Below are 23,225 nucleotides of genomic sequence, written 5' to 3'. Positions count from 1 at the left end.
ATGGTTTTGCTGAATAGCAATGCACAACATATTTTTTGGTTAGGGCGTTATTTATCTCGCACTCATTTTTTATGTGCGCGCTTTCCATTTTTAGAAGACGAAGCAGCTGTGGCCTATGCACATGCTTTTTGTTTACCCGCTTTTGATGCCAGTTCCTTAAATGAATTGGTACTAGATTCAACTCAGACCGCATCTTTTAGCCAGCAGTTTAAAGTGGCTAAAGATAATATTCAGGAACTACGCGGAGTATTGTCTGCATCAGGCTATGCAGAGCTGATGAAACTGATCAAAACTGCAGATAAAAATGCTGGTTATATTTGTGAAGTGGTGACTGAATGTGAAGATATTCTGGAAGCTGAATCCGCCGATATTTTTCTGTTCTTTAGTTTGGGACAATGTGTCGAACAGCTCGATCATCAGTTACGACTCGGTGAAGAAACCAGTACGACACTGTGCAAGATCGATGATGTAGTCAGAATTCTAGTGGAAATGGGCTGGGGTGACCTGGAGCAATACTGGGAACAGTTGCGTACAGAACCGAACCGGATTCAGTTCTATCAGTTTAGCGACCATATCCATCAACTGTTTGAGGCAGATGTATGAAATTGATGGTGAATCACCAAACGCATTATATGTATACAGCTGAGGTGAGGAACAGTATTCAGTACATCAAAATGATGCCTTCGAGCAATGCGCATCAACGGGTGCATTCCTGGGATATTAGTGTACCGGGGAATAAAGAAATCCGAAAAGATGCCTTTCATAATCTGTGGATGACCTGTAACCAGCGTGAACCTTATTATTCCTTAACGATCATGGCGCAAGGGATTGTCGAGCTGAATCCCGCGCATCAGACTGGACTGAATGATTCAATCAATCCCAATATTTTTTTACAGCCAACCGAATCAACGCAATGTAATGCAGCAATGAAAGATTTTGCACAAGCTCATGTCCCTGCATTAAGCCGTCAACGTCTGATTGAACTGGCACAGGCCTTGCTGGAACATGTCCCTTATATTTCCAATAGCACCTCAGTGCAAGGCTCTGCCATAGATGCCTTTGAAGCACGTCAGGGGGTCTGTCAGGATCATAGTCATATTTTCATTGCCATGTGTAAATATCTGGGCTTAGCTGCCCGTTATGTTTCTGGCTATTTATATGCACAAAATGCTTCACATCTGGCCAGTCATGCCTGGGCAGAGGTGTTTGTAGAGCAGACATGGTATTGTTTTGATGTGAGTAATCTGCTGTTTAGTCCAAGCTCGCATATTTATGTGGCCATTGGGCGGGATTATTGGGATGTAGCACCGGTACGCGGTGTGAGGGAGAAGGGCGGAGTGGAATCCATGCATTCCATTGTTCAGGTACTAGGATGTTAATAAGGACAAAAGAATGACGTATTGTTGTGCGCTACGTTTAGAGCAAGGTATGCTTTTTATTAGTGATACACGGACCAATGCCGGAGTAGATCATATTTCTGTCTTTCGCAAACTGTATACCTTTGGTATTCCTGGTGAGCGTATGATCGTCATACAGGCCTCCGGAAACCTGGCCACAACACAAGCCGTAATTGGGCGTATCAAAAATCAGCTGGAATTGAAACAGGAACCCAATATACTCAGTCTGCATACCATGTTTGATGTGGCTGAACTGATCGGGAGCACGCTTAAGAGAGTCATCGCCAATGTCACCAGCGACATTTTGGAACAGAGTAATTATTATTGTAATTTACTGGTGGGTGGTCAGCTCAAAGATCAAGAAATGCAGCTCTATCATGTGTATCCGCAAGGAAATTTTATCTGTGCCACGCGGGATACGCCGTATTTCCAGATTGGCGAGAGTAAATATGGCAAGCCGATCCTGGATCGCGCCTTGACTTATGATATGCCGCTGGATGAAGCTCTGCGTTGTTCGCTCATTTCATTTGCATCGACCTTACGTTCCAATGTATCGGTCGGTATGCCACTCGATGTGCTGGTGTATAAAAAAGACAGTTTAATGATGCCGAGGGGTAAACGTATTGCCGAAGATGATGAATATTTCACGTCGATCAGCCGGCAATGGTCAGACACCTTGAAAAAAGGACTGGCAGCGCTACCTGTTCCATCGAATGAATATTTTCTGTAAAAGGTATTCTGGTTCAGTTTTTTCGCGTACAGTATTAACTTCTGTGCACCAGCATAATAAAAATAGATAAGTTAGCGCATGTACCAATTTTGTTACGCCAGTAAAAGTACGTCTTCTAAAGTTGATTTGCTTGAAGATCTGACCAATATCCTGAAAGAAGCACGTGATTTTAATCATCGCTATCAAGTCACAGGCGTGCTGTATTTTGCCGATGGTTATTTTTTTCAATGTCTGGAAGGTGAGTGTTTAACCTTAAAAAGTCTGCTGCTCGAGAGACTCAATAAAGATCCTCGCCATCATGATATTAAATTGTTTGAGACCAAGGAAATCGAATATCCGAGTTTCCCCGACTGGTCGATGAAGTATATTTCTAAACGCAGTCAAATCCAGCAATTCTGTCAGGACATGGGATTTAATGACTTTAATCCTTTTGCCTTTCAGCAACATCATGTCGATGCTTTATTAGAGCAATTGAGTTTAGAGCAGGCTGAAGAACAAAAGTCAGCTTAAATAAAAAGCCCAACTTCTGTTGGACTTTTTTGGCTCTGAGGATCAACTCAAATAACTTTACGTAGCGGACGATGACTGAGTCTGCATAACAGTTCATAACCAATGGTGCCATTGGCTTCAGCAACCTCATCGACCAAACGGGTATTCCCCCAAAGTTCGACTTGAGTGCCAGGTTTTACCTGCATCGCAGTTACATCAATCGCGATCATGTCCATTGCTACACGACCAATGACACGCGTTTGCTGGCCATTAATCGCCACATAGTTCTGTTTCGGGAAAGCACGAGGGTAGCCATCACCATAGCCAATTGAAACAATCGCAAGTGTCATGTCTTGCTCAGCTGTAAATGTTGAACCATAACCGACATGCTCACCTGCCTTGATATGGTTAAGTGCAATCACTTCGGCAGTAAAGGTCATGACTGGTTTTAAATCCAGATCATGCACATCACGATCTGCAAATGGAGTCGCGCCATAAAGCATGATCCCGGGACGGACAAAATCAAAATGCAATTCTGGATATTTATAAATGGCTGCTGAATTACAGCATGAACCCATCAATGGTGCACAGTCATTTTTAATTTCTAAGAATTGACGGATTTGTTCATCATTCAGCGGGTGATCAGCATCGGCATTGGCAAAATGCATCGCCAAAACACAAGTAAAACCTTCAGCTTTGAGTTGATTGATCACGTCTTTAATTACATCAATTTTAAAGCCAAGACGGTTCATCCCGCTATTCAGCTTGACCCAGACTTTCAGGTCTTTGGCGATATAAGCATCTTTATGTGCCAAGAGCCAATCGACCTGTGCCTGCTGATGCACAATCACTTCAATATTCTGATCAATCACGATTGGCATTTCGTCTGCAACAAAAACACCTTCGATGAGCGTGATCGGCTGTTGATAACCCAGTTCACGAATTTCCAGGGCTTCTTGTAAGCATGCGACACCAAAAGCATCGCTTGCACTTAAGGCTGCCAGGCAGTCTTTAACTCCATGTCCGTAAGCATTGGCTTTGACCATACTGACGATTTTAGCGGTTGGGGCAAGTTGTTTGACACGGTTTAAATTATATTGCAGTGCTGCACTGTCAATATAAACGGTAGCTTGGCGCACCCTAAATTACTCCTGGAGGGACGATGGAAATCTGATGATTGAGCTTGTTTACTCTTCATCATCATACTGAGCATAAAACTCAGGTGAGAGATTACTAAAACGGGTATATTGACCTTCGAAAGCCAGACGTACCGTACCAATCGGGCCGTTACGCTGCTTACCAATAATAATTTCAGCAGTGCCGGCTTCCTTTGATTCCTTGTTATAAACCTCATCGCGGTAAATGAACATGATCAAATCGGCATCCTGCTCGATTGCACCGGATTCACGTAAATCGGACATCACCGGGCGTTTATTGGGGCGGTTTTCCAGGGCGCGGTTTAACTGGGAAAGTGCAATCACAGGGCACTGCATTTCTTTGGCTAAGGCTTTTAAACTTCGTGAAATTTCCGAGATCTCGCCGACACGGTTGTCGCCCATACCGGGTACTTTCATCAACTGAAGATAATCGACCATGATACAGCCGAGTTTGCCACCATGCATTTTGGCAATACGACGGGCACGGGAACGTAATTCAGTTGGTGGCAGGGCAGAGGAATCATCGATATACAGGTTTTTTTCCTGTAAATGCACAATGGTACTGGTCACTTTTGACCACTCATCGCTGTCCATTTTGCCTGAACGCAAATGCCCCTGATGCACACGGCCAAATGACGAAATCAAACGCATGGCAATCGAATCCGCTGGCATCTCCATAGAATAGACCAGCGCCGGCAGGTTGTTATTAAATAAAACGCTTTCGACCAGATTCATGGCAAAAGTGGTTTTACCCATGGACGGACGCGCTGCGACAATAATCAGGTCGCCGGATTGCATGCCTGAGGTTTTATTATCCAGTTCCACAAAACCTGTGGTTAAACCGGTAATGCTACCTTCCATTTGTGATAATTCATTCAATTTATCAAAAACATCGGCAACGACAGAGTTAATCGGTTTAGGCCCTTGCGCCTTGGCATTGTTATTATGTTGTTCTGCAATCGAGAAAATATTGGTTTCAGCCAAGTCCAGAATTTCACTGACGGTACGGCCTTTGGTGTCATAGGCATTTTGTAAAATTTCAGAGCTGACTTTAATCATGCTGCGCAGGGTGGAGAATTCTTTAATTTTGCCTGCATAGGTTTCCAGGTTGTAGAAACTCGATGGCGAGTCTGCCATGAGCTGCATCAGATATTCTTCACCGCCAATCGCATCCAGTAAATTCTGCTTGATCAGCCAGTCATGCACCAGTACCGCATCATAAGGTGAGTTTTCTTTAGAGAGTTGATCAATGGCGCGGAAAATATATTTATGTCGGGTCGCATAAAAATCATTTTCAGTCAGCACATCACCGACCTGTTCAAAAGATTCGGCAACGGTCATTAATGCAGCAAGTACGGCTTGTTCAATCGCTAAATTGTGCGGTGGAGTACGAAATTCCTTGAGATTGCTGTTCTCAGTACTGATTTCGATATTAGCGCTGGTCGGCTTTTTGCTGGCATTCGCCTGTGACATATAAATCCCTGATTTTAAATACAATGGTTAAACATTATCGGAGATGAATAGCTTTTATTCACTACGACATGAAATCATACGCGTTCTGAAATCAAATGCGAAGGGTAAATTTTCATTTGTATGGGTAATAAAATAATTTTTAAGCAGGAGATACCTGTCATTTTTTTATAGATAAAAAAAGAGCATGCTTTCGCATGCTCTTTTTGAGGCGAGAAATTACTCAGCTACGATAGTAACCAGAACTTCTGCAGTAACATCATGGTGCAATTGGATTGCGATGTTAAATTCGCCAGTGTGACGAAGTGCGCCATTTGGAAGACGTACTTCTGCACGGTCTACTTCTAGACCAGCATTTGTCAACGCGTCAGCGATGTCACGAGTACCGATAGAACCGAATAGTTTACCTTCGTCACCAGCTTTCGCAGTGATTACGATATTTACTTCGTTCAATTGGTCAGCACGTGCTTGAGCAGCAGCTAAAACATCAGCTTCAGCTTTCTCAAGTTCAGCACGACGAGCTTCAAAAGCAGCAGTGTTTGATTCTGTTGCAGCAACTGCCATACCTTGTGGGATAAGGAAGTTACGGCCATAACCAGCTTTAACTGATACTTTATCGCCTAGTTTACCTAGGTTTTTAATGCGTTGTAATAAGATAATATCCACAGCTCAACCTCACTTATGATTGTCAGTGTAAGGGATCAAAGACAAGAAGCGAGCTTGTTTAATAGCTAGCGCCAATTGACGTTGGTAACGAGCTTTAGTACCTGTAATACGGCTAGGAACAATCTTGCCGTTTTCAGTGATGTACTGTTTTAAAGTGTCGATATCTTTGTAGTCGATGTACGTAACGTTCTCAGCTGTAAAGCGGCAGAACTTGCGACGACGGTAAAAACGTGCCATGTTATGTTCTCCTTAAGCTTCAGCAGAGTCTTGAGCGTGTTGTGCTTCTTCACGTTGAGCTTTACGCGCACGTTTTTCTTCAGCACTTTTCGCCAATAGTGACTCTTCAGTGATTGCGTTTTCACGACGGATGATAAGGCTACGAATGATTGCATCGTTATAACGGAACAATTCTTCAAGCTCATCAAGAGTAGTCTGACCACACTCAACATTCATAAGAATGTAGTGAGCTTTGTGGATCTTGTTGATTGGGTAAGCCAATTGACGACGGCCCCAGTCTTCAAGACGGTGGATTTGACCTTCAGCTTCTTTGATGTGAGTTAGGTAGCGTTCTACCATACCAACGACTTGATCGCTTTGATCAGGGTGTACTAAAAGTACGATTTCGTAATGACGCATTGTCAGCTCCTTACGGTTTGGACAGCCCCAATTTAAGTAAATTGAAGCAAGGAGTCACAACCAAGGTTGTGTCGCAGTGTTTGCGAGCCAAGAATTTTAGAGGGTTTAGGTTTAAAATACAAGTCATAGCTTTGAAATAGCTAAATTAAAATATTAAGTTATATTTATTCTTTTGTGTTTATTGAATTTTTTTTGTGGGAACAATTATTTATAGTGATACTATTCACATAATTTTATTTCCTTTCCCTCTGTCATGTTAGATTTTCTTGATGTTTTTTCCAAAATTTTTCATTTCCTTGCAATTGTAGTTATTGTTGTTTTCTTTATTTATTTTATTCGTTTAGATCGCTTGCATGAAAAGGCTAATCCTGCTTACCCAAGTTTACTGATTACAATAGGGATTGGCTTTACCTTCTTTGGTGTTGCTTTGGGGCTTGCGGGCTTTGACACAGAGGATCCAACGGGAAGTCTATCGACTCTAGTAAATGGTATTAAAACTGCATTTTGGGGGTCATTTGCAGGTATTCTTGCTTCAATTTTAATTAAATTTCATGCACTTATTAAGTTTAAAGAAAATGATACTGATTTACAGGCAGATAAGCAGGTGCAGCAGTTTTATGAAGAGCATCAAATTTTAGCAAAGCAGAGCCAATTTTTAGAAAAAATTTATACTGATAATCAAAATCATCATCAGAATTTAGTAAAAGCCATTGAAAATTTTGGCCTAAATTTAGATAAAAATAATAAAAATAATATGCAAGAAATGCTTCAATCGATCAGTAGTAGTTTAGGTGGTATTGAGCAAATTCAACGCAGTACACAAGGTTATATTGCAGGTGAAATCGCAGAATTAAGAAACGAATTTGTTTCGTTTGCACAAAAGCAAGCAGAACAGACCACTGATATTTTCATTAAGGCCCTGGAACAAGCAATTCAACGTTTCAATGAAAATTTAACAGATAGTTTGGGTGAAAACTTTAAGCAACTTAATCAATCTGTAAACCGTTTAGTAGATTGGCAGGAGCAATACGCATCTCACGTAGAACAACAGACCACAAATTATGAGGGAATGTTGTCTCAGATTGAACAGGTGAAAAATGATTTTTCAACTGTGTTGCATAATGTGGATGGTTTTAAGCAAATTATTTTACAAGTAGAGCAAGCCATTCAATCCATTGATCATACCAACTATGAGTTTAACAACCGTATTGAGCATTTCTATGGCGCTTTGGATGCAAAACTTGTAGAGGTTGATCAAACGCGTCAATTGTTTGCAGAGAGTTTTAACAAGACTGAATCGCAAATGGATAAAATAAATCAACTGACCGAAACGATCTTTACTGAAATTCATGACTATTTGGAGTCTAGTCATGCGCGTGCGCTACAGATACAAACAACGTCTGCACAGCAAGCTGAACAAATGCAAAAGCAAATGAAGCAATCATTTGAACAGACGCAGCAGCAATTAAGCGATGGTTTAAGCACGATTGAAACTCAATTGCAGCAGACATTGAATCAGTCATTGATCACACTCGCTCAGCAATTAGGTGCACTTTCAACCAAGTTTGCACAAGATTATGAGCCAATTACAGAAAATTTAAAAAATATTATCGACTCGATTGATCAGGGAGTGAGATCTTAATGTTGCCCTTTATGCGTCAGCGTGCAACGAATTCTGATCAATGGATTAGTTTAAGCGATATTATGACTGCACTGATGATGGTGTTTTTGCTTATTAGTGTCATTTACATGATACGTGTTAAAGAATCAGTCGATATCCCACGAATTTTTAAGGCGGATGAACAACAATTACATTCGCAATTAGAGCAAAAGCTACAAAGTAAATTGACCAAGTGGGGTGCAACTCTAAGTCCTGACTTAACAGTGCGCTTTAATAATGAGGAAATTCTTTTTAAGGCAGGTTCAGCAGATTTAAGTGCTGAATTTAAGCAGGCACTGAATGAATATTTCCCTATTTATATTCGTTCGGTGATGCAAGATCGTTTTGTTGATAATATTAAAGAAATTCGTATTGAAGGGCATACGTCAAGTTTCTGGGCAAAAGGTGTTGGTGAGGAAGAGGCTTATATTCGTAACATGCAGCTTTCTCAAACACGTGCACAAAATACCTTAATTTATTTACTACAAAGTTCATTATTAACAACGGTAGAAAAAGCGTGGTTAAAACGTAAATTCAGAGCAATTGGATTTTCTTCGGCTGCACCTTTAGGTAAAAATGGGCAACCTGCGAGTGGCTCTAATAGAGAGCATTACGGTGCATCACAACGTGTAGAATTTAGAGTGGTGACAACCGCTGAAGATAGAATTCGTGCTGTTGCCTATGGTGATTCAAATGCAGCTCGTTGATTTTTTAACTAGTGACTTCTTAAATGAATTAAGAAGTCAAATGAAAGCAAAGCTTTTAGATATTACTGATTTACCCTTTCGCAATGGTATTACCTACGCAGATTTATATGATTTGCATGAAGGTGTCGAGGTTGATATTGGTGATATTACAAGCTCTCCTTCGGGTTTGCTTTATTATAAAGGCGTGATGGTTTCTCTGAATATTCAGGATGCTTTTCAGGGAAATAAGCAAGAAGAGAGTCTGCCTAAATTACACATTTGTCATTGTCATAAGCTCAAAGAAATGAAGGCTGCTGGGCGTATACAGCGTTATGTGTGTTCAGCACGCACAGATAAAATTCGTAAAATTCGCTTTATTTCAAATTATACAAACCAAATTAAAAGTGGTGAGTATGATTTGGATGTCTGTAAATACTGTCTAAGTCAATTAAAGTTAAACGGCTATAAAACTTCGATGACACCGATGGAAAAAAACCAGATATCCAAAAAATTAGACTTAAGTGATTTTTATCTCAAGTTTGAGCCACAATTTTATCAGGCGATGATTCAAGTGTTATATACAGACCAAAATGATATTGTAGTTAATCAATATCAAATGGACTGGAAGTATATTTCCTATAAATACAGAAAATCGAAACAATGGCGCTGTGAAGCATGTACAAAAGATTGTACTCACGATCATGCAAACTTACATACGCATCATATTAATGGTAATAAAGCCGATAACCGTTTAATCAATTTGAGTGCTTTGTGTTATGACTGCCATGCGATGCAACCGATGCATGAACATATGAGACGTTGATTCTGAAATAAAAAAAGATAGAGACGAACTCTCTATCTTTTTAAAAAAATACTATCTGTGTAGATGGCGTAGTTGAAGTAAAGCTAAATACAATACTGATCACGGTAATCAGGATGACAGAGAACAGAAAATATTTCTTTGCCCAAAGCTGATCATTTTCAGCTTTAAATCCAATGACACCGATATACAACCAGTAAATGCACAATAGATTTAAAATGACTGCATACAACCAATTGGCATAGCCATATACAAATAACGCATTCATAGTCAGGGTGAATAACACCACATACAAAAGTGATTCGATCTTGGTACGATGAATCGAGCGCGCCACAGGCAAAATGGGAATGCCTGCATTTTTGTAATCATCAAAGCGGTAAACCGCAATTGCCCATGAGTGAGGCATTTGCCACAACGCATAACCTAAAAAGATCAGTAATGCACCCAGGTCAAATTGATTGGCCACAGCGGTATAACCAATGACAGGCGGAGCTGCACCAGAAATACTGCCGACTACAGTTTGATGAATTGTGGTTCGTTTTGTCCATAGGCTGTAGAAACCAACATATACAACAAAACCAATCACCGCGAAAAGAAAAGCGTACGCATTTACCCAGAACCATAAAATGCTAAAACCAATGAGGCCTAAGACCAGAGCAAAAGCCAGGGCAACAGGTTCAGAGATAGTTTTGATGACCAGAGCACGATTTTGTGTGCGCTGCATTTTTTGGTCGATGTCCTGGTCAATCACGTTGTTGACCACACATCCTGATGCTACGACAAGCGTAGTACCGAGAAGGGTAATAAGCAGGAGAAGGAAATCTACAGAACCTTGAGTGGCTACGAAGTAGCCACCCAAAGTGGTAACAAAGTTACCGAAGAGAATTCCTGGCTTAGTCAGGAATAAATACTTTTTCAACATGACGACCAGTTTAGATCATCATGTTGTAGTGTAGGTAATTCATGATCCATACAGAACCTACTAAAAGAATAGCGATGGTTAAGATGGTATACACGAACGCAATCACGTTCCAGCGTTGCTCTGAAGAAGAGTTCATATGCAGGAAGTAAATTAACTGCACAAGAATCTGAGCAACCGCAGTAATCGCAATTACTGCAATCAAGATACCGCGTTCAAAACCGCCTGCCATCACCATACCGAATGGAATTACGGTAAGGATGACAGAAAGTACGAAGCCAATTGTATATTGCTTAACGTTACCGTGTGATGCACCAGCTGAGTTGTGATCGTGACTCATTACAGAACTCCCATCAAGTAAACTACGCTGAATACACAGATCCAAACGATGTCAAGGAAGTGCCAGAACAAGCTTAGGCAAGCTAGACGACGCGTGTTTGCAAGAGTCAAACCATATTTCTTGATTTGAACCATTAACACGATCATCCAGACCAGACCAGAAGTTACGTGAATACCGTGCGTACCTACCAAGGTAAAGAACGCAGATAAGAACGCACTTGTGCTTGGACCGTGACCCGCATGAACTAAGTGATTGAACTCATATAGTTCCATGCCGATGAAGATAGCACCGAATACCCAAGTAATCGCTAACCAAGTCAGTACTTTTGCAACGTCTTTTTTGTATGCAGCAAGAACTGCAAAACCAAAGGTTACAGAAGAGATCAAGAGAGCGAAGGTTTCAGTCAGAACGAAACCTAAAGAGTCGCCAAACAGGTCTCTCGCACTTGGAGTACCCACAGGAATGTGGCTACTTAAAACAGCGAACGCAATGAAGAGTGTACCGAACAGGACAAGGTCACTCATCAAGTAAGTCCAGAAACCAAAGACGGTGATGTCAGTATCATCGTGATGATGCTCATCGTGTCCGTGGTTATCGTGATGAAGTACTTCAGCCATTGTCTTAGTCCTTCTTCAAGTGTTTTTCAAGAATCGCATAGCGTTCGTTTTCAATACGCTCAACTTCAGCAGCAGGAACATAGTAATCCACTTTCTTGGTGAAAGAAGACACGATGAAGCTAATGATAGAAGCAATGAACGTAACAACTACTAACCACCAGATGTGCCAGATTAAACCGAAGCCCATTACAGTGATGAACATCGCGATAACGAAACCAGCAGCACGATTCGTTGGCATATGGATATCTTCATACTTCGTTGGTTTTGCATATGCAACACCATTTTCTTTCTCAACCCAGAAAGTATCAATACCATTGATCTTTGGAAGATGAGCAAAGTTATAGAACGGAGCAGGAGAAGATGTCGACCATTCAAGCGTACGGCCATCCCATGGGTCGCCAGTCAAATCTAGACGTTGGTCACGTTGTAGGAAACCAACCACGATTTGCATAACGAAACATACGATACCAAGTGCAACAAGAACTGAACCGAACATCGCGATATTTACATATGGGTCCCAATCTGGGTTGTCAAATGTATTCAGACGACGAGTCATACCCATGAAACCAAGGATATAAAGTGGCATGAATGCAAAGTAGAAACCGAAGAACCAGAACCAGAATGCTGCTTTACCCCAAGTTTCATTCAGTCTCCAACCGAACATTTTCGGCCAGTAGAAGATGATACCTGCGAACATCGCAAATACTACACCACCAATAATTACGTTATGGAAGTGAGCGATCAGGAATAAAGAGTTGTGTACCAGGAAGTCCGCTGGTGGAACTGCCATCAATACACCTGTTAAACCACCGATACCGAAAGTCACAAGGAAGCCAAGTGTCCATAGCATTGGGGTAGTGTAAACAATACGACCCTTGTACATGGTGAACAACCAAGAGAAGATCTTCACACCTGTAGGAATCGCAATAATCATGGTCATGATACCGAAGAACGCGTTAACGTTGGCACCTGCACCCATAGTAAAGAAGTGGTGAACCCATACAACGAATGACAATACTGTGATTGCTACTGTTGCATACACCATGGATTTGTAACCGAACAATGCTTTGCGCGAGTAAGTCGCAACAACTTCTGAGTAAATACCAAAGGCTGGTAATACCAAGATATACACTTCTGGGTGACCCCAAGTCCAAATCAGGTTTACATACAACATTGGGCTACCACCCAGGTCATTTGTAAAGAAGTGGAAATCGAAGTAACGGTCAAGCGTTAGCATTGCAATTGTTGCAGTCAACACCGGGAAAGCCGCAATAATCAATACTGCTGTACATAAAGATGTCCAGGTAAAGATTGGCATTTCCATGAGTTTCATGCCAGGCGCACGCATTTTGATGATGGTAACAAAGAAGTTAACACCCGTTAATAGCGTACCTAGACCTGAAATTTGCAGTGCCCAGATGTAGTAGTCCATACCTACGCCTGGAGAATATTCGATACCTGACAGTGGAGGGTATGCCATCCAGCCTGTTGCAGCGAATTCACCTAACGCAAGTGAAACCATCATCAGACCCGCAGCGCCGGCAAATAACCAGAAGCTGAGTGAGTTCAATAATGGGAATGCAACGTCACGTGCACCGATTTGAAGCGGTACAGAGATGTTCATTAAACCAACTACAAGACCCATTGCCACGAAGAAGATCATGATCACGCCATGCGCGGTAAAGATCTGGTCGTAATGCTCAGGGTGTAAATAACCTTCGCCGCCACCTTTTGCAAGGAACTGCTGAAGACGCATCATGATCGCATCGGCGAAACCACGCACCAGCATGATCACAGATACGAAGATATACATGATACCAATTTTTTTATGGTCTACAGATGTGAACCATTCGTTCCACAAGTAGCCCCATTTTTTGAAGTAGGTAATACCAGCAACAACTGCGATAGCACCCAAGATCATCATTGCAACAGTTGCCAATACGATTGGATCGTAAGGAATTGCATCTGGACCTAACTTACCTAAGAAGCTCATGTCTTATTCTCCTTGAGAAGCAGTCGCATGTTCACCTGCTACATGAGCTTCAGAAGCAGATGCTTCCTGAGCAACAGCATCAGTCGCTGCAGCTTCTACAGGAGCTGTATGATCAGCACCGTGGTAGTTACTCATATAGTTGTGAATCACAGATTCAAACAAACCAGACTCGACAGAAGAATAATAAGTCACAGGATGTGGCTGAGTCTTATATGGGCCTTCTGCTTGTGCAGTTTCAGCAAGTCGTTTCTCTAAATCTGTTCTTGCATTACGAACCATTGCATCAATTTGTTTTTGTGAACGGTTGCCGTCACGTAAGGTCGCAAATTCAGCTTGGTCTAAAACAGTTTTTTGAACTGCAACAGGATTTACTGAAGTACCATTACCTGATTGAACTGCAGCAACCCATTCAGCGAATTGAGCATCAGTCACAGAATGTGCACGGAAGCGCATTTGTGAGAAGCCATAGCCTGAATAGTTTGAAGAGAAACCACGATAACCTTCAGCTGGACTCGTTTCATCAGCTAAGAAGTTAAGGTGAGTTTGCATGCCTGCCATTGCATAAATCTGACCACTTAACGCCGGGATGAAGAAAGAGTTCATCGTGAAGTTAGACGTGATACGAAGGCTTACCGGAGTTTTCTCTGGGAAACGCAATTCGTTAATTGTTGCAATGTTTTGCTCAGGATAGATGAAGATCCATTTAAATTGTTCAGCAATAACTTGAACAGTTAATGGTGCTTTATCTGCTTCAATTGGACGGTATGGGTCATACTTGTGGGAACCCCACCAAGTTAACCAAGCTAAAATACCAATAATAATGACAGGAATACCCCATACCACAATTTCAATCGCAGTAGAGTGTGTCCATGTAGGTTTATAGTCTGCGTCTTTATTCGATGCACGATATTTCCAACCGAACCATAATGCCATGATGATTGATGGAATAACCACCAACAGCATTAAGTAAATCGCAGTCATCATCAGGTTACTTTGACCTGCTGCAACTGGACCTTTAGAGTTCAGAAGTACCATATCACCACCACACCCGGTCAAGAGTGCAGTCATCGCAGATAAAGACAATACAGCTAAAATCGTTTGTCTCATTTTACAACCTCGGTGAAGAGTCCCATTCCCTAATTTAATATGGGATAGCGATTAAAGTGCACATGACGAAAAAGGCTGATTTTTACAAAACATCCTATTAATCATAATACACCGCTACGTTGTAGGGCATTATGCCTGAGATTGACGAACTAAGCTATATCTAAAGCCGCTTTAAATGCCTGTAATAAAAACCGATTTTGTTGCTCGGGATTTAGGAATATTTATAGGAATTTTATTTCAATTTCAAAGTTATGTAAGAAAGAATGGGATGAATATCATCCCATTTTAAGTGATTCAAAATTATTGTTTTACCACTTGAGTTTTTGCCAGTTTATCGTGCAGGGTCTGACGTTTTTTACCCAATCCGAAGGCCCAGTCAATCATTAAACTCAAGGGCATGAAGATGATATTCAGAAATATAAAGAATACGCTACGAATGGTGAAGGCACGTAATAAGCTAACTTTCTCACCAGATTCAGCATCTACAATTTTGATTTTCGTCATTTTTTTGCCAATACTTTGCCCAGATTTGGCAATAAGGTAGGCTTGAATCACCAGCATGATCAGTAAATAGACCGCAGTTGCAATCCAGGCTTGTTGAGAAAACATCTCAAACATCTGGGTTTGCAGTTGCTGCGCCATGGTAGGATCAGCATCACTGTTGAGTATCACATTCATGAACTCTTGGTTCAATTCTGCAAAGCGGACTTCCTGTTCAGGGGTGAAGAATCCAGTCAGAATAAAAGTCGCTGGTAACCAGAGTAACACGTCTACAATTTTGGCCAGAATACGGCTGGGAATACTGGCAAGTGTATTTTTTTGCGTAGTTGCTTGGGTGCGTGGTTGCGTACCAGACACTGTTATAGGCGGGTTGTTCTGGAAAGGCGTGTCAGGTGTTGCGGTTGGTGCGACATAACCCTCAGGTTGATATACCGATTTTCCCTGGGTAAGCTCACCTAAAGCTTTCCACTCTGCCATGCCTTGATGCCATGCCAAATCAGTTAGCATGACTTGCTGATTGGCAAGCATTTGATTTAATTGCTCGAGCGTATATGGACCAGCTTGTTGATTGTTTCGTGCCAAGTAAATCTGCATATAGACTGAATCTCAATATATAAATTTGAACTGATAATAGGTTGAATTAAGATTGTATTGAATTCTATTTTGAAAACAAACACCATCTTATCGTTAAGATTATAGATAAATTGAGTATTTTCAATCCTATTTATGAAGAAAATGCTTCAAATCAAAAACAGTGTAACAAGGATCGGGTGGTTTGAGTGCATCATTCAACATATCCGATTCGCTTTAATTATTGCCCTTTAAAAATGATTTTACTGTTGGCATTTGTTTGTCATTACAATTTGAATGTGGAGAAACAAAATACAAAAACTTATATTTTTAAAACTTTCAGAAGAGCGTTTTGAAATATAAAAGAATATTCATCCCATAAAAAAAAGACCCTGCGAAAGGGTCTTTTTTTATTTAAAATCTATTATGCAGTTGCCACTTTTTCTTTAGCCAGGAAGAACCAGGTATCCAGGACTGAATCCGGGTTTAAAGATACAGACTCAATGCCTTGTTCCATGAGCCATTTCGCAAGATCAGGATGGTCTGAAGGACCTTGACCACAAATACCCACGTATTTGCCTGCACGGTGACATGCCTGGATTGCAAGAGCAAGAAGCGCTTTTACAGCAGGGTCACGTTCGTCGAACAAGTGCGATACGATACCAGAGTCACGGTCTAGACCAAGCGTTAGCTGGGTCAGGTCGTTTGAACCGATAGAGAAACCATCGAAGTGTTCAAGGAATTGATCGGCCAACAATGCGTTGGTTGGTAATTCACACATCATGATCACTTTAAGACCATTTTCACCACGTTTAAGACCGTTCAATTCCAATAACTCGATCACACGTTTTGCTTCAGCCACAGTACGCACAAATGGAATCATGATCTGTACATTGGTTAAGCCCATTTCATCACGAACTTTTTTCAATGCACGGCATTCAAGCTCGAAGCAGTCACGGAAGTTGTCAGACACGTAGCGGCTTGCACCACGGAAGCCCAGCATCGGGTTCTCTTCTTCTGGCTCGTACAACTTACCGCCGATCAAGTTTGCGTATTCATTTGACTTAAAGTCAGACATACGCACGATCACTGGTTTATCTGCAAATGCAGCAGCAAGAGTAGAGATACCTTCAACCAGTTTTTCTACATAGAACTCGATTGGAGAAGCATAACCAGCAGTACGCGCCATCACAGCAGCACGTGTTTCACGTGGCAAGCTGTCAATATTCAACAATGCTTTAGGATGCACACCGATCATACGGTTGATGATGAATTCTAAACGTGCAAGACCAATCCCTTCGTTTGGAATTTGCGCGAAGTCGAATGCACGATCCGGGTTACCGACGTTCATCATGACTTTGAACGGAAGAGCAGGCATTGATTCGATCGAGTTGGTTTGGATTTCGAAATCCAGCGCACCTTCATAGATGAAGCCCGTATCACCTTCAGCGCAAGACACAGTCACTTCCTGACCGTCAACCAGTACTTCAGTGGCATTACCACAGCCTACAATCGCAGGAACACCAAGTTCACGTGCAATGATTGCAGCATGACAGGTACGACCACCACGGTTGGTAATAATCGCAGCAGCACGTTTCATCACTGGTTCCCAATCCGGGTCAGTCATGTCAGATACCAGCACGTCACCGTCTTGTACTTTGTCCATTTCTTTGATTGAAGTCACGATACGGACTTTACCAGAACCGATACGTTGACCGATTGAGCGACCTTCACAGATCACAGTACCACGTTGTTTGAGGAGATAGCGCTCCATGGTGCCGACATTTTCACGGCTTTTTACTGTTTCAGGGCGTGCCTGAACGATGTAGATTTTTCCATCATCGCCATCTTTTGCCCACTCGATGTCCATTGGAGAACCGTAGTGGTTTTCAATGATCAGCGCTTGTTTGGCAAGTTCTTGGAGTTCTTGGTCGTTTAGAGCGAACTGTTGACGCTCAGCTTTTTCTACATCTACGACAACCACTGATTTACCTGCAGAAGCTTCTTCACCATAAATCATCTTCTGGTGTTTAGAACCCAAGTTGCGGCGTAAAATCGCGTGTCGGCCTGCATTTAACAGCGGTTTAGAAATATAGAATTCGTCAGGGTTGACTGCACCTTGAACGACCATTTCACCCAAACCATAAGACGCGGTAATAAACACTGCATCACGGAAGCCTGATTCAGTGTCCAGGGTAAACATCACACCTGCAGCACCCGTTTCAGAGCGAACCATACGTTGGATCCCTGCTGAAAGGGCAACCACGTCATGCGCGAAGTTTTGATGGACACGATAAGAAATTGCGCGGTCATTATATAAAGATGCAAAAACTTCTTTGATCGCGATAAGCACGTTATCAATACCGCGAATATTCAAGAAAGTTTCTTGCTGTCCAGCAAAAGAAGCATCTGGTAAATCTTCTGCTGTCGCTGATGAACGAACGGCAACCGCGATATCAGGGTTGCCGTTAGAAAGTTCTGCAAATGCTGTACGAACTTCTTGTTCTAATTCAGAGGTAAGTGGAGTATCCACAATCCATTGGCGGATTTTTGCACCGGTTTCAGCAAGAGCATTCACATCATCCACATTTAGTGCTGCAAGCTCTGCATTAATTTTAGCGTTTAGGCCACTTTGCTCGAGAAATTCACGATATGCTTCAGCTGTAGTTGCAAAGCCACCTGGCACCGATACACCAGCATTGGATAAGTGGCTGATCATTTCGCCCAAGGATGAGTTTTTCCCACCCACGAGTTCAACGTCGTGCTTCCCTAATTTTTCCAGACCAATTACGCGCGCTTCCAAAGTTGTTACTCCACTTTTGCAGTATTAATCACTATCTTGGCATGAGAGTATAGCAAATCATCTAGGTTTTTGATTTTACTAAGCGACAGTCATGTAAGATCGGTTTACTATAAAGATTATATAGCACTAAGACAAATGGTGGAGGAGAATTTTAATGTCAGAAGGTAAACAAATTCAGCGTAGTGTTTTCTTTATCTCGGATGGCACGGCAATTACCGCTGAAACGCTTGGACACTCACTATTAGCGCAGTTTCCAAATGTAAAGTTTGACATTCATATTATCCCTTATATTAGCTCTGAAGAAGCCGCAACCAGTGTGGTTGCAGAGATCAATGCGCGTGCTCTGCAAGACGGTGAAAAACCACTGGTTTTTGATACTTTAGTCGACCCTTATGTGCGGGAGATTATTAATACCGCAAATGCCGTAAATCTTGATGTATTTGAAGGGCTTATCAGTAAGTTGTCGGATGAGTTGCAGGTGTTGCCTACAACTTTAGTCGGTCAAACCCATGCGGTGACTGATACTGCCTCCTATAAAGCCCGTATCGATGCGGTACATTTTGCCTTGGACAATGATGATGGCGCGCGTACGCGTCATTATGATAAAGCCGATCTGATTCTGATTGGGGTGTCGCGTTCGGGTAAAACACCTACCTCTATTTATTTGTCTTTGCAATTTGGTATTCGGGTGGCCAACTATCCACTAACAGAAGAAGATCTGGACGATAATCGCTTGCCAGCGGTACTGCGTCCGCATAAAAACAAGCTGTTTGGTCTGATGATTGATGCAGACCGTCTCGTCGCGATTCGCACTGAACGTAAGGCCAATAGTCGTTATGCCAGCTTTAGCCAGTGCCAGATGGAGCTGCGTGCCATTGAAGGAATCTACATTTCGGAAGGAATCAAGTACCTGAATGTCTCTGAAATGTCGATTGAAGAAATCTCGACACGTGTCTTGCAAATGACGGGTTTAAAACGTCGAATTGGCTAAAAAGCCAAACAGAGCCAAACTTTGATTTGGCTCTGTTTTATAGCTAAAAAATACCAATAAGTGCTTATTTATAGAAATAATATATGATTTTTATAAATTTAAAAAATATCAAGTATCATAATTAAAAATACAAAAGAGCGTTATTTAATCAATTTGTTGAATAAGTACACTATTAATCCTGGGTGTAGAGTTCTAGATTTCATCAATTTTTCATGTTGAGTTGCCAACGTAGCTTATTCTTCTGCTAAATAAGTATGAATAATAATATCGACCTGATGCTGATCTCCATTGATACAGCAAATACTGTTTTCAGTAATTTTTAGGATTGGCCAGGTAATCAGCTGACAATTTTCCCGCTGTAGCGCGGCATAATAATGATCTGACTTGAGATAGGTGTTAGGAGAAGATGCAAGATTTGGCATTAACTGGCGTCTTAGCCACAGGTTTTGTACCTGATTTTCCAGAAATCTGAGGGAAAGCAGACTCTTAATCCGGTTGTTAAATAGACGACGATTTTTACCAATTAAAGGATGATTAATAATGCGTTGCAGAATGCGGTCTGAACCTGGCAGCACAAAAGCAGGATTAATCTGAAAAACTTTCACCGAACCGGCATGTTGACTAATTTTATCCAGCTGGGTAACGGTAAACTGGTCTGTACCAATAATTGCAATATCTTTGTTTGAATAATCCAGTTTCATAAGCTCGGAAGAAGCGATATTTATTCCGGTAAACAGCTGGAAATGTTCGGGATGATTTTCAAAAATGCCAGCGTGTAGATCTTGCTTGGTGGCCATTAGACTTCCTTGAATTTATTTAATAATTGATTTTCTTTGTCCTAGATATAAACAAAAACCCGGCGCAGGGTAAAGGAGAAAATCTAACTTAGACAGTCATCTATTTGACAGAAATACAGCGGCTTGTTTTTTTCTAAGTCAGGGGAGATAAATATGATTAAAAAGCGGTGGTGTTAAGTAAGAGAGAAGAAATTAAGTGGGAAAAGTTTGGATGAAGGCGTTGAACAGGTTGTTGCTATTTTATTTGAAAGTTATACAACATCTACCCATTGTTGAGAATAGGTAGATGTTGCTTTTATTTATTGCCCGTTTTTAAGCTGCATCAACAGCTCAAAGTTATGCAGACGCTTGTCAGTGTCATAGATGTCACAAGTGAAGATAAACTCATCGACATCATATCTGGCCAAAAGCGATTCCAGCCCAGCTTTCACAGTTTCTTTGGAGCCGACCTGTGCCATGGCAAAGAAATTATCAACTGACATTTTTTCCGCAGGTGACCATAGACCGTCCATTGAATCTATCGGCGCTTTCAGTTTTAAGGTCTGACCACGAATCAATGACAAAACCCGCTGATAGGCACTGGTCGCCAGATATTCTGCTTCTTCATCGCTATCTGCCACACAGGTCGGTACACCCATTGAAACATAAGGTCGATCCAAGTATTCGGAAGGCTCAAAGTTTTCACGATACAGCTGAATCGCCTGACCGAGCATACGCGGGGCAAAATGTGAAGCAAAAGAATAAGGCAGGCCAAGTTTTGCTGCAAGTTGTGCACTGAACAAACTCGATCCGAGTAGCCAGACCGGAACATGCGTGCTTTGACCGGGAGTCGCAACAATACGCTGATTCGGCTCTGGATCTTTAAAATATTGCAAAATTTCCAGAATATCTTGCGGGAACTGATCTTCAGTTTCCTGACGGCCACGGCGCAGGGCACGCATGGTCATCTGGTCAGTTCCAGGAGCACGGCCCAGACCGAGTTCAACACGATCTGGATATAAGGTCGCTAAAGTTCCGAATTGCTCAGCCACCACCAGCGGCGCATGATTCGGGAGCATAATCCCGCCTGAGCCTAAAGTTAAGCTTTTGGTGTTCGCCAGTAAATAGCCTAAAAGAACGGCTGTGGCTGAACTGGCAATGCCATCCATATTGTGATGTTCTGCCAGCCACATTCGGCTATAACCCAGTTGTTCTGCTGCCTGGGCAAGCTCCAGCGCGTGGTTCAGCGCGAATTGAATAGTCTTATCGTCACGAACAGGAACCAGTTCGAGGATAGAGAACCGGGTATCGTTAAGTGTACGCATCGTATTACTCTTAAATAGACATAACTAAAAGCATACGACTTTGCATTGTATTTGTATATCGAAAAAAATCGATATAAGTGTAAACGAAAATAACAGGCAAAAAAAATAAGCATCCGAAGATGCTTATTTAAGGAGGGAAGCTTAGAGAGTGCAGCCTTAACGACGACGGTTGTTGTAACGATAGTCATTCGTGCGGTAGTTTTTTGAACTGTAGCGACGGTCATAGCGGTCATCATAACGGCGATCCTCACTGACTTTTTTACCCAGTGCTGAACCACCCGCAGAACCTAGTGCTGCACCGATATAACCGCCATTGGTACCCGCCATGTTTCGGCCGACTGCATAACCCGCACCACCACCGAGGGCACCACCGATAATCGCACCATTACGGTCACGTTTGTTTGCCGCAACAGCTGCACCAGCACCACCACCAATCGCAGAACCGATGGTTGCACCGGTTGTACCACCCATTTTATTACCCACGGCTGCACCAACCACACCACCAAGTGCTGAAGCTAAAGCTGTATTGGTGGTATTACCTGCATTGGCTGCTGTCATACCCATGGCTGAGGTTGCTACAACAGCGATCATTAGAGATTTATAGTTCATGAGTACACCTTTTCGTATATCTAGCTGTATTTGTTGATAAGATCAATTTAATCTAGCAAGCGTCAAACAGCATGAAGGCCGTGTTGACGAATTGTGATTTTTATCTCCTTAATTTATTCATGATTTTGAGTGAATAATTTTATGTATTACATGAATTTGACTGTGTTTGAAAAGCATAAAAAAAGCACCCGAAGGTGCTCTTAATGACGAATGTCTGAGGTCTAACGCATTGATCAGTTATAACGGTAATGACGTTTTTTCTTGTAGTGGCGTGATTTGGCTTTTTCTGCAGTTTTGTCTTTGGAAATCTTGTTACCTAATGCAGCACCACCGGCAGCACCCAAGGCTGAACCGATATAACCGCCATTGCTGCCGCCCATGTTTTTACCTACGGTATAACCTGCACCGCCACCCAAAGCACCACCGATTGCAGATTCAGTACGGTTCTTTTTGCTACTTGCCACTGCTGCGCCGCCTGCACCACCTAAGGCTGCGCCAAGTGTAGCGCCAGTATTGCCGCCCATGTTTTTACCTAGGGCTGTACCTGCAACACTACCTAAGGCACTTGCTGCTGCAACACGTGCTGTACTGTCTGCATGTGCATTTACCGCCATCATTGAACCAGCAGCTAAAACTGTACTCATTAAAAGTGCGTTGAGTTTCATGTCATCACTCCGTGTCCATTAACAGGACTGTATTTATTTCGATGTGGAAAATGTAACAAATCATGCCCAGAATAATATGAAGATGTTTCTCCATAATTCACTGCTTTATTTGATGAATTGTAAAATCTGCAAGAAATAAGCATAAGATCGATTATAAAAAAGGCAATTCCACTATTTTTAATCTTATTTGTTAACAAATGCTGCCGAGAGAGAATGATAGCGGCGTGGACTTACTCAATAATGATGTTCATTAGAAGCCAGAATCGTTAAACTAGGCGCAATTTTTTGATTTCGCTGT

General features: G+C 41.9%; 24 protein-coding genes. 8 read left to right on the top strand and 16 right to left on the bottom strand.

Annotation, left to right across the window (positions count from 1 at the left end; genetic code table 11):
- From FTU42_RS06740 to FTU42_RS06725, 4 genes are all read left to right on the top strand, one after another.
- The gene (locus FTU42_RS06740; RefSeq protein WP_005097250.1) at positions 1-603 is read left to right on the top strand and encodes an alpha-E domain-containing protein; all 603 of its coding nucleotides are present in this window, start codon (positions 1-3) and stop codon (positions 601-603) included.
- Positions 600-1,379, top strand: a complete 780-nt coding sequence (locus FTU42_RS06735; RefSeq protein ID WP_074383227.1) for a transglutaminase family protein — start codon at positions 600-602, stop codon at positions 1,377-1,379. The genes FTU42_RS06740 and FTU42_RS06735 overlap by 4 nt, the downstream gene beginning before the upstream one ends.
- Positions 1,380-1,392: 13 nt before the next feature.
- Positions 1,393-2,127, top strand: a complete 735-nt coding sequence (locus FTU42_RS06730) for a proteasome-type protease (protein WP_005097248.1) — start codon at positions 1,393-1,395, stop codon at positions 2,125-2,127.
- Positions 2,128-2,205: 78 nt separating this feature from the next.
- Positions 2,206-2,637, top strand: coding sequence for a BLUF domain-containing protein (locus FTU42_RS06725; protein ID WP_100329597.1), 432 nt, complete (start codon positions 2,206-2,208; stop codon positions 2,635-2,637).
- A 47-nt stretch (positions 2,638-2,684) separates the two neighbouring features.
- Here FTU42_RS06725 and alr read toward each other — a convergent pair whose 3' ends face one another.
- From alr to rpsF, 5 genes are all read right to left on the bottom strand, one after another.
- Complete coding sequence (alr, locus tag FTU42_RS06720) at positions 2,685-3,755, bottom strand: alanine racemase (RefSeq protein WP_100535297.1); 1,071 nt, start codon at positions 3,753-3,755, stop codon at positions 2,685-2,687.
- 48 nt (positions 3,756-3,803) lie between these two features.
- On the bottom strand, positions 3,804-5,246 hold the full coding sequence (gene dnaB / locus FTU42_RS06715; RefSeq protein WP_005097243.1) for a replicative DNA helicase: 1,443 nt from the start codon (positions 5,244-5,246) through the stop codon (positions 3,804-3,806).
- A gap of 216 nt (positions 5,247-5,462) precedes the next feature.
- Positions 5,463-5,909 (bottom strand): 50S ribosomal protein L9, encoded by a 447-nt coding sequence (gene rplI, locus FTU42_RS06710; RefSeq protein ID WP_004645413.1) that lies wholly within the window; start codon positions 5,907-5,909, stop codon positions 5,463-5,465.
- Positions 5,910-5,918: 9 nt separating this feature from the next.
- Complete coding sequence (rpsR, locus tag FTU42_RS06705; protein ID WP_005097242.1) at positions 5,919-6,146, bottom strand: 30S ribosomal protein S18; 228 nt, start codon at positions 6,144-6,146, stop codon at positions 5,919-5,921.
- Positions 6,147-6,158: 12 nt separating this feature from the next.
- The gene (gene rpsF, locus FTU42_RS06700; RefSeq protein WP_004278789.1) at positions 6,159-6,545 is read right to left on the bottom strand and encodes a 30S ribosomal protein S6; all 387 of its coding nucleotides are present in this window, start codon (positions 6,543-6,545) and stop codon (positions 6,159-6,161) included.
- Positions 6,546-6,798: 253 nt separating this feature from the next.
- Between rpsF and FTU42_RS06695 the strand changes: the two genes are divergently transcribed.
- The 3 genes from FTU42_RS06695 to FTU42_RS06685 are packed head-to-tail and all read left to right on the top strand — an operon-like array spanning position 6,799 to position 9,714.
- Positions 6,799-8,187, top strand: coding sequence for a hypothetical protein (locus FTU42_RS06695; RefSeq protein ID WP_180040161.1), 1,389 nt, complete (start codon positions 6,799-6,801; stop codon positions 8,185-8,187).
- A gap of 11 nt (positions 8,188-8,198) precedes the next feature.
- A complete protein-coding gene (locus FTU42_RS06690) occupies positions 8,199-8,912 on the top strand; it encodes an OmpA family protein (RefSeq protein WP_218944650.1) in 714 nt (237 codons plus the stop codon).
- Positions 8,899-9,714, top strand: a complete 816-nt coding sequence (locus FTU42_RS06685; RefSeq protein WP_179999410.1) for a hypothetical protein — start codon at positions 8,899-8,901, stop codon at positions 9,712-9,714. The genes FTU42_RS06690 and FTU42_RS06685 overlap by 14 nt, the downstream gene beginning before the upstream one ends.
- Positions 9,715-9,754: 40 nt before the next feature.
- Here the strand turns inward: FTU42_RS06685 and cyoE are convergent, their stop codons facing one another.
- The 7 genes from cyoE to ppsA form a co-directional block, all read right to left on the bottom strand.
- Positions 9,755-10,633, bottom strand: a complete 879-nt coding sequence (cyoE, locus tag FTU42_RS06680; protein ID WP_180074998.1) for a heme o synthase — start codon at positions 10,631-10,633, stop codon at positions 9,755-9,757.
- Between the two features lie 10 nt (positions 10,634-10,643).
- Complete coding sequence (locus tag FTU42_RS06675; protein WP_005097239.1) at positions 10,644-10,970, bottom strand: cytochrome o ubiquinol oxidase subunit IV; 327 nt, start codon at positions 10,968-10,970, stop codon at positions 10,644-10,646.
- The gene (cyoC, locus tag FTU42_RS06670) at positions 10,970-11,587 is read right to left on the bottom strand and encodes a cytochrome o ubiquinol oxidase subunit III (protein ID WP_005097238.1); all 618 of its coding nucleotides are present in this window, start codon (positions 11,585-11,587) and stop codon (positions 10,970-10,972) included. Before cyoC ends, FTU42_RS06675 begins: the two co-directional genes overlap by 1 nt.
- Before the next feature lie 4 nt (positions 11,588-11,591).
- The gene (gene cyoB, locus FTU42_RS06665; RefSeq protein ID WP_074383225.1) at positions 11,592-13,580 is read right to left on the bottom strand and encodes a cytochrome o ubiquinol oxidase subunit I; all 1,989 of its coding nucleotides are present in this window, start codon (positions 13,578-13,580) and stop codon (positions 11,592-11,594) included.
- A 3-nt stretch (positions 13,581-13,583) separates the two neighbouring features.
- Positions 13,584-14,687 carry a ubiquinol oxidase subunit II gene (gene cyoA / locus FTU42_RS06660; RefSeq protein WP_005097235.1) on the bottom strand — a complete coding sequence of 368 codons (1,104 nt, stop codon included), beginning with the start codon at positions 14,685-14,687 and terminating at the stop codon, positions 13,584-13,586.
- Between the two features lie 300 nt (positions 14,688-14,987).
- On the bottom strand, positions 14,988-15,782 hold the full coding sequence (locus FTU42_RS06655) for an RDD family protein (RefSeq protein WP_005170506.1): 795 nt from the start codon (positions 15,780-15,782) through the stop codon (positions 14,988-14,990).
- 400 nt (positions 15,783-16,182) lie between these two features.
- A complete protein-coding gene (gene ppsA / locus FTU42_RS06650) occupies positions 16,183-18,561 on the bottom strand; it encodes a phosphoenolpyruvate synthase (protein WP_005097232.1) in 2,379 nt (792 codons plus the stop codon).
- 154 nt (positions 18,562-18,715) lie between these two features.
- On the opposite strand from ppsA, the gene FTU42_RS06645 reads away from it, so the two are divergent.
- On the top strand, positions 18,716-19,552 hold the full coding sequence (locus FTU42_RS06645) for a pyruvate, water dikinase regulatory protein (RefSeq protein ID WP_005097231.1): 837 nt from the start codon (positions 18,716-18,718) through the stop codon (positions 19,550-19,552).
- A 233-nt stretch (positions 19,553-19,785) separates the two neighbouring features.
- Here the strand turns inward: FTU42_RS06645 and FTU42_RS06640 are convergent, their stop codons facing one another.
- The 4 genes from FTU42_RS06640 to FTU42_RS06625 form a co-directional block, all read right to left on the bottom strand.
- Positions 19,786-20,349 carry a hypothetical protein gene (locus tag FTU42_RS06640; RefSeq protein WP_005097230.1) on the bottom strand — a complete coding sequence of 188 codons (564 nt, stop codon included), beginning with the start codon at positions 20,347-20,349 and terminating at the stop codon, positions 19,786-19,788.
- Between the two features lie 299 nt (positions 20,350-20,648).
- Positions 20,649-21,653: an LLM class flavin-dependent oxidoreductase gene (locus FTU42_RS06635; RefSeq protein ID WP_159138315.1), complete on the bottom strand. Its 1,005-nt coding sequence runs from the start codon at positions 21,651-21,653 to the stop codon at positions 20,649-20,651.
- Positions 21,654-21,809: 156 nt separating this feature from the next.
- The gene (locus tag FTU42_RS06630) at positions 21,810-22,262 is read right to left on the bottom strand and encodes a hypothetical protein (protein ID WP_005097226.1); all 453 of its coding nucleotides are present in this window, start codon (positions 22,260-22,262) and stop codon (positions 21,810-21,812) included.
- A 233-nt stretch (positions 22,263-22,495) separates the two neighbouring features.
- Positions 22,496-22,927 carry a glycine zipper 2TM domain-containing protein gene (locus FTU42_RS06625; RefSeq protein ID WP_005097225.1) on the bottom strand — a complete coding sequence of 144 codons (432 nt, stop codon included), beginning with the start codon at positions 22,925-22,927 and terminating at the stop codon, positions 22,496-22,498.
- Between the last annotated feature and the right edge of the window lie 298 nt (positions 22,928-23,225).

Origin of the sequence: Acinetobacter sp. YH12102 (assembly GCF_013419125.1) — a bacterium.
In the GTDB taxonomy this organism is placed as follows: Bacteria; Pseudomonadota; Gammaproteobacteria; order Pseudomonadales; family Moraxellaceae; genus Acinetobacter; species Acinetobacter pseudolwoffii.
The sequence above is the reverse complement of the archived record's forward strand: the minus strand, read 5'-3'. Positions and strand labels throughout refer to the sequence as shown.